The sequence below is a fragment of the Brevibacillus parabrevis genome, assembly GCF_003710905.1.
Lineage (GTDB): Bacteria > Bacillota > Bacilli > Brevibacillales > Brevibacillaceae > Brevibacillus > Brevibacillus parabrevis.
The window spans coordinates 62,167-69,407 of the sequence record NZ_RHHV01000032.1; the positions used below are offsets into that span (position 1 = coordinate 62,167).

Annotated in this window: 6 protein-coding genes; 2 read left to right on the forward strand and 4 right to left on the reverse strand. The window is 53.6% G+C overall.

Features of this window, described 5'->3' with window-relative positions:
* Positions 1–104: 104 nt before the first annotated feature.
* The 4 genes from EDM60_RS28040 to dacB all read right to left on the reverse strand — a co-directional run bounded on the left by EDM60_RS28040 (position 105) and on the right by dacB (position 5,461).
* A complete protein-coding gene (locus tag EDM60_RS28040) occupies positions 105–839 on the reverse strand; it encodes a YheC/YheD family protein (protein WP_267901868.1) in 735 nt (244 codons plus the stop codon).
* Complete coding sequence (panD, locus tag EDM60_RS28045) at positions 836–1,228, reverse strand: aspartate 1-decarboxylase (protein ID WP_122966861.1); 393 nt, start codon at positions 1,226–1,228, stop codon at positions 836–838. The genes EDM60_RS28040 and panD overlap by 4 nt, the downstream gene beginning before the upstream one ends.
* A gap of 85 nt (positions 1,229–1,313) precedes the next feature.
* The gene (locus EDM60_RS28050; RefSeq protein ID WP_122966862.1) at positions 1,314–2,378 is read right to left on the reverse strand and encodes an Ldh family oxidoreductase; all 1,065 of its coding nucleotides are present in this window, start codon (positions 2,376–2,378) and stop codon (positions 1,314–1,316) included.
* A gap of 185 nt (positions 2,379–2,563) precedes the next feature.
* Positions 2,564–5,461: a D-alanyl-D-alanine carboxypeptidase/D-alanyl-D-alanine endopeptidase gene (gene dacB, locus EDM60_RS28055; RefSeq protein WP_122966863.1), complete on the reverse strand. Its 2,898-nt coding sequence runs from the start codon at positions 5,459–5,461 to the stop codon at positions 2,564–2,566.
* 175 nt (positions 5,462–5,636) lie between these two features.
* On the opposite strand from dacB, the gene EDM60_RS28060 reads away from it, so the two are divergent.
* Positions 5,637–6,182 (forward strand): hypothetical protein, encoded by a 546-nt coding sequence (locus tag EDM60_RS28060; RefSeq protein WP_122966864.1) that lies wholly within the window; start codon positions 5,637–5,639, stop codon positions 6,180–6,182.
* 365 nt (positions 6,183–6,547) lie between these two features.
* Positions 6,548–7,090: a hypothetical protein gene (locus EDM60_RS28065; protein WP_122966865.1), complete on the forward strand. Its 543-nt coding sequence runs from the start codon at positions 6,548–6,550 to the stop codon at positions 7,088–7,090.
* Positions 7,091–7,241 lie beyond the last annotated feature (151 nt).

Below are 7,241 nucleotides of genomic sequence, written 5' to 3' on the forward strand. Positions count from 1 at the left end.
GAATCCACATGAAAGCCTTTTGAAAAAAGAGAACCGCTTGCCCTCAGGCTTTTTCGGCCGTCGCAGCAAGCGGTTCTCTTTGCTTTTCAACGCGCTCCACGCACTCAACGCTTCCGCATCGCCAAAATACGCCTGTAAAAAGTCTGATCCTGAAGCTGCTGGAACAAAGATAGCGACGGGCGAAAATTCGCTTCGATGATCCACGGCTTGCCGTGAATGTCGATCCCCATGTCCAGGCCGATCTCCCGCAACGTCGGGTACGCCGTTCCCAACCGTTTGGCTACCGCCATGGACACTTGCCGAATTTCTCCGAGCAGATTCAGATTCGCTGCAATGTTCGACTGCTTGATCGCCGTGCGAAGCGGCAGCACTTTTCCGCGGCTGCGGGCGACGTTCGTCACGACGAAGCCCGGCCCGGCGAGTTTGGCTACCCATCCGGTAATCACCCAGGGAGAGTGTTTCCCTTTGCGCTGGATCATCACGCGGACATCAAACGGCTTTCCGTTGATGCGCCCAAGCGGAATGCGCGGTTGAAGCAGATACGTTTTCGGGCGAAACAATGATTTCGCATATTGGACAGCCTTTTCCTTGCCTTCGACTGTCCGGCGGTGCTTGCCGCTATGAATCAAATAACGGTCGTCTCCCAAATCGGTCAGCTGGATAATCCCGGCCCCGCCGCCTCCCCCGGACGGCTTCAGCATGACACGCTTGTAGTCCGCTGCGTACTCCCATAACGCTTCGGGAGAAAACAGCCGGGTTCTGGGCAAATGCTCACGCAGGAACTCATCCTGAACCATGTGCTGGTGCTTGCCCCATTTTCCTACGTTTGGCGCTTTTATGGCAATGTCTCTCCATTCGTAATGAGATGGTGCTCTTCGACTTTCGTAATGCGATTTTGTTCATCCACAAACACGACCTTCGGCACCAGCTGGTCGCATTCGCTCTCCTCGAACATGCCCATGCTTAAAATGATGACGATGTCGCCGGGGGAAAACAGATGGGCAGGCGGGCCGTTCAAACAGATTTTGCCGCTTCCTTCCGCTGCTGGCAGGGCGTATGTTTTCCAGCGCGTCGCGTTCCGCAAGCTGGTGATTTGCACAATTTCGTAAGGCTTGATGTCAGCCGCTTTCATCAGGGTTAAATCAATCGTAATGCTGCCGACGTAGTCAAGCTCGGCTTGCGTCACTGTCGCCCTGTGGATTTTGCCTTTGCACATGTGGCGTTGCATCGGATGTTCACTCCTTTTCAAACCGCTGACATCAGTCTATGTGCGAGAGAATGTCCCGGAAACCACTGGACAGCGAAAGCTTTGCTCACACCCGATAGACTGCTTGCGCCAGATCGATTCCGTAGCCGGAACACAACTTGTTGAGATCCTCCACCACCGTCTGCGTCAAAGGAATGCCATCCTGCTTATGCGCTGCCATCTTTCTCTGCTCGATTTCTCCCGGAATCAAGATTTCCGCCACGTGGGCTGCACGCGGAACTTTTTTGATCTCCCGGATATATTCGTCCATCTTTTGCAAAAATGCGTCCACAGGCAAAAAGCGCTGCACATCGATGCACAAAAAGACGTGTCCGATGTTTTGCGGATCATGCCAGTTGTCGTACAAGCTTTTGACACTGGCTCCAGCCGCAGCTCCGGTCAGCAGCCCGCATAAAATATCGATGAACATCGAAAGCCCGTAGCCTTTTGCCCCGCCGATCGGCAAAAGAGAGCCGAGCAACGCTTTATGTGGGTCATGCGTTGGCAAGCCGTCCGCGTCTATGGCCCAGTCTTGCGGGATCGTCGTCCCTGTTTTGGCTGCCAGAGCAATCTTGCCGCGCGCCGCAACACTTGTCGCCATGTCCAGCAAGTAGGCAGGTTCCTCGCCCGCAGGAATGCCGATCGCGATCGGATTCGTTCCGAAAAACGGCTGAATCCCTCCCGTTGGCGCCATCGCGGAAGGGGCATTCGAGAGGACGAGCAAAATCATGCCTGCGGCAATAGCCTTCTCGGCGTAGTACGAACAGGAACCGAAGTGATTGGAGTGCCGTACGCCGACAAATCCGATCCCGTTTTGCCGTGCCAGTTCCATCGCTTCTTCCAGAGCAGCCATCCCGACGACCGCTCCAAGCTGATTTTTGCCATCGATAAGAGAGGTCGCTCCCTGCCTGGTGACCGGCTCAGGTGGCAGCGAAAGCTCGATCAGCCCCGCCTCGATCCTCTGCACGTAAATCGGCAGCCGCGACAGCCCATGGGACTCGATCCCGCGCAAATCCGCATGGACAAGCGATTCGGCTACCATTCGTGCATCCTTTTCCCTGACACCCGCGCGAGAAAGGATGTGTGCAGCGACTTGCTCCAACCCCTGCCAATGAAAGCGTGTAGGGTTCAACTTCGCTTCCCCTCCCCGATCTCTTCGTTTTTGTCGCGTTCTGCATCTGGATATAGATATGAAACCAGCCGAGCGACCGTCACTGGCATTGACCCAAACCTGGACGAAAAGCCACCTGCACGCGGCCACCCATAAAAAAGAGAAGCCCGCTTTTGTCCAAAGGGCTTCTCCATCTGCCTGCCAGCTTATTCGTACGCTGCGACAATCGACATGATCCGGTCTTGCAGTTCCATAAAGAAATCTTCATCCTCCACATAGCCGTTCATGATGATGGAAACGACGAGCCTCTCCCCGCTTTGCGTGGTCAAATAGCCCGACAAGCTGTTCGCACCCGTCATTGATCCGGTTTTGGCATGAATCGTTTTGGCAGCAGCCAGATCGGTCAGCCTGTTTTTCAGCGTGCCGTCCACGCCCGCGATCGGCAGCGACGCGTCAAAAGCGGCAAAAGACGTTTGCTTCGCCATCCCTTCCAGCACGGAAGCAAGGTGACGCGCCGAAATCAGGTTGTAGCGGGTTAAGCCTGAACCGTCGACCATGTCAAAATTCGTTTTGCCCCCAAACGACGCGACTGTTTCTTGCACGACTTCCGCTCCTGCTGCGGCACTTCCGGTTCCTTTTTTCACGGCTCCGATCGTCTTCAGCAGCATTTCCGCGTAAAAGTTGTCGCTCTTTTTATTCAAATAGGCGACGATATCTTTCAGCGGCAGCGAAGTAAATTCATGCCATTTGACAGCGGATGGCGGGACAGTTTGCACGATCAGCTGGCTGCCCGGAGCGAACTGAATGCCTTGGCTTGCCATCGCTTCCTGCAAAACGGTTCCCGCGTACTTGGCCGGTTCCTCTACAGGTACGCGCTCGTAGTCGCCAGGATGATCGAGCGGAAGATTTCCGGTCAGCCGAATCGTATTCGTTCCGCGGTCGCGCAGGATGGCAAACGTATTTTCCTGCCCGGCCTCTACTGTTTTCGATTCGTTGACAATCGTGACGTAGTTCGTTTTCGGCAACAGGTTGAACGCGACAGCCTCGCCCGCTTGTTTCGCAGGCTTATATTCGACCATGACCGTCCCGCGATTCAGCGCCAATGCCCCGAGTGTCGGGTTGTAGTAGTAGCTTTCGTCATCCCATGCCCAGCCAAGGCCGAGCCGTTCCTTGTCAAAAAAGCTTTCGTCCAGCACGAGATTTCCGGTGACTTGCCTGATTCCTTGCTGCTTGATCCACGCTGCGATTTTCTCTATCGTGACGCCTTCCTGCACTTGCAAAGCGTTTTCGGTAGAAATGGTCGGATCGCCGTAGCCTTTGAGGTACAGATTGCCTTGCTGGACTCCGTTTTTTGTTACAGGCGCATCCCCGTACAGCTCGGTTTTGTAGACGTAATTCTCCCCGAGCTGGGACAGCGCTGCGGCCGTCGTCAGCAGCTTGAGATTGGAGGCGGGTGTGAGCAGCGCGTCCGCATCCTTTTCGTACAAAATGGCTGCGTCTCCCGTTTTGTCCAGCGACTTGACGATGACACCTGCCGTTACCCCGACTGCTTGCGGCTGTGCAAACAACGGATCAAGCAGCACGGAAAGCGGATAGACCTTTTCGCGGGCAGGTACATAGCCTTCCGGAGCAGTAATCTGCGGGTAGGAGGCCAACAGTGTGCCTACGAAGTCTTGCAGATCGCGCGCGTATTTCGACTTGTAAATCCCGTTGATCAGGATGGAAAAGGCCAGCTTGTGCCCGTTTTTCGCCGTGACGTAGCCAGACAAGCTGTTGACTCCACCCATAGAGCCTGTTTTCGCCATCAAGTTTTTTTCCGCGTCTGTCGTAAGCATGCGGTTTTTCAACGTGCCGTCTACGCCTGCAACTGGCAACGATTTTTCCAGCTCGACGCCATACGTCTGCTGCTGGGCAAAATCAAGCAGCTTGACGATTTGCTCTGCGGTGACCAAGTCAAAGCGCGACAATCCCGAGCCATCTACCTGCCGAAAGCCCGTGTCAATGCCAGCCCGCTTCATGACGTCCGCAACGGCTTCGCTGCCCGCTTCTGCGCTTCCTGTTCCTTTTTCCGTCGCCCCCAATGTTTTCAGCAGCATCTCGGCGTAAAAGTTGTCGCTTTGCTTGTTCAATTCCACGACGACCTCGCCGAGCGGCATGGAAAGATGCGTGCGGAACGGCACGCCGGATGTCACGCTCGTCTTTTTGATTTGCGTGGAAGGACTGAAACCGATCCCTTGGGCGAGCAATTGCTGCTTCCAGATGTCTCCCACAAACAATGCCGGGTCTTCCAGCGACACATCTTCCTCATACGGCTTGGCGCTCACCCCGATTGTTCCTGTCAGCAAAATCTCGTTTTTTCCGCGCGGGCGCTCGACGGTGATGTCTGTCTCCGCTCCTGCAACGGTCTGCACCTGGTTGTTGATCTTCACATATGTAGTAGCCGGTTCCATCGCCATTGTCGGCGGTGTATTGGCAGCCTTCCCCGGCGAAATCGCGATCGTCACAAAATTTTTATGCACCGAAAGCGCGCTGAGCTGGGCACTGTAGCCATACGGCTCGTCATCCCACATCCAGCTAACGCCAAGCCGGGTATCGTCAAAATAGCTTTCGTCCAGCAGCAGGTCGCCGTCGATCCGTTTGACACCTGCTTCTTTGACCGCAGCAGCCAGCTGTTGCAAATCCGCTGGCATCAAGGTCGGATCGCCGTTGCCTTTTAGCACCAGATCGCCCGCTAAAACCCCGGCGGCATTTACTTTTCCTTGCAAAAAGACGTCTGTCCGCCACTGATAGTCCGGCCCCAGCTTATCCAGCGCAGCGACTGTGGTAAACAGCTTCATGTTCGAGGCGGGAATATAGTTTCGCTCGGCGTTGTGCCGATACAAATACGTTTTGTCCGTCAAATCGTAGACGGCAATCCCCGCATACATCCCCATGCTGTTCTCATCGTTTTTCAAATCGGTCAAGTATTTCTCGATGCGGTCCGTGAGTGCGTCCCTCGTGCCGATGTCCTCTCTGGCAAAAGCAGGTGACACGGCAAACTGCAACACAAGCAGAAGCAAAAGAAAACAGGTACAGACGCGTCGAAAGACAACCAACTGATTCATGTGACCCTCCTCGTCTTAGTCTTGACCTTTTGCGAGAAATCCAAAGGATGAGCCAATCATAGCATTTATTTAGATTTTTCTAAACATTACTATCCTACTATTACGCTCGCGGATGAAGCGTGATTCCCTCGACCATACTATCGACATGACTACAACGAGCGAGGAGAACTTGTCCATGCGATATCGCCTGCTAATCCTCATCATTTTGCTGTGCGCCGTCATTCTGCCTGTTTCCGCCGAGACGAGCATCGGTCAGCTTCACGTCCCGACGACTGCTCTGTCCAGTGCCAAAGAGCTCGTCAGCCAAAGCGACCTCATCCTCATCGGCTGGATCGACAGCGCCCACAAAGCATACCCGACAGGCCGGACCATCAGCCAGGGCAAAATCGTCAACTACACGCAAACTTTGCAAGTGAAAAAAGTGTTCAAAGGCTCCTCGTCGCGCTTGGTGACGGTACTCAGCACAGGAGTGGAGCCGTTGCCCGACGCTTCCAGCCAGCTGAACCTCACCTACACGGGACCGCTTGGCGAAGGCAACTACCTGGTCTTTTTGCGCAAAGTAAAAGGTTCCTCCTCCCTTTACTCTCTCTCAGGACTGTGGCAAGGCGTATATCCCTTGTACCAGGGCAAAACAATCGCCTTGCAAGGCGTCGGCTTTTCCGAGTTCAACCAGCTTTCGTGGGAAGAAATCGAGCAAAAGCTGAAAGCCATCCAGCCGTAAGTGCTCCTCAAACGCCAAAAAACCGCTCTCATTACAATGAGCGGTTTTTGGCATGCACCCCAAGTCAGCTTCTCATGACGTAAATGAAGATCACCATCGACACGGCACAGGCAAGAACACAGCCGACAAAGCCCAAGATGACCCATTTGTTGTTCGTTTTCGGTTCGTGTTTGTCGCTCATAAAAACTTCTCCTCGTACAAGCATTCTTCTCTATTATAGGATTGTTTCGGCTGAAAAGGAAACGGGAAATCCGATTCAGGCAGTTGTCACACATATAAGCTATGGATTATATGTTGATTTATTGGTAAAATAAGACGGGAACAATGCTGTCTGTCATGGAAAAATCCTTACAGGAGAGTGAACTATGACACGAATTGCCCTCTTTTTCTGTTTGCTCGCCCTTTTTGCCACGAGTTATTTTTTGACCGACGATTCTTCCCCCACTCCGTTGCAAGCCATTGAACAGATGAGAGAAGAAGTCGGCACCGTGTTGCACGAAGCAAGCACGGATAAAGGTACTTTGTTCTTCCTCGTTCATGAGGATGGCCAGATCCACGCCGAATTTGCCAAGAAAACGATTCTTGGCTGGAAATGGGGCAATGGCGGCAGTCACGCCATTCCCGCCGATTCCGAAATGTCGCTGTACGATCCTGCCTTTTCCACCCAATACGTCGCCAACGGAAAAGAAAACCCGTTCGACTCCCCGTTCCCAATGCTGTTCGGCGTCATTCTCGATCCCGCCATCGACAGCCTCGTCGTCGTGAGCGACAAGACTGGAAAAGAGATTCAAGCGGAGATTATCGACAGTGAGCTGATCCCGTTTCGATTGTGGTATGCACAGATTCCCGTGAAGCAAGGGGAGGCGTTTACGGTGACGGCTTTGGGGGAGGATGGTGGGGTGATTTAGTTAATGTTGTGATAGGTATAGCTTCGCTCCACCCTCGGGACAACCGAGGGTGTTTTTTTCTCCACCCCCCAGTCCATCTGGTAATATCGTCATCTTTTACAGCGGATGTTCATGAATAAAAAAGAAGAAATGGATCGGCTACACTAAATTA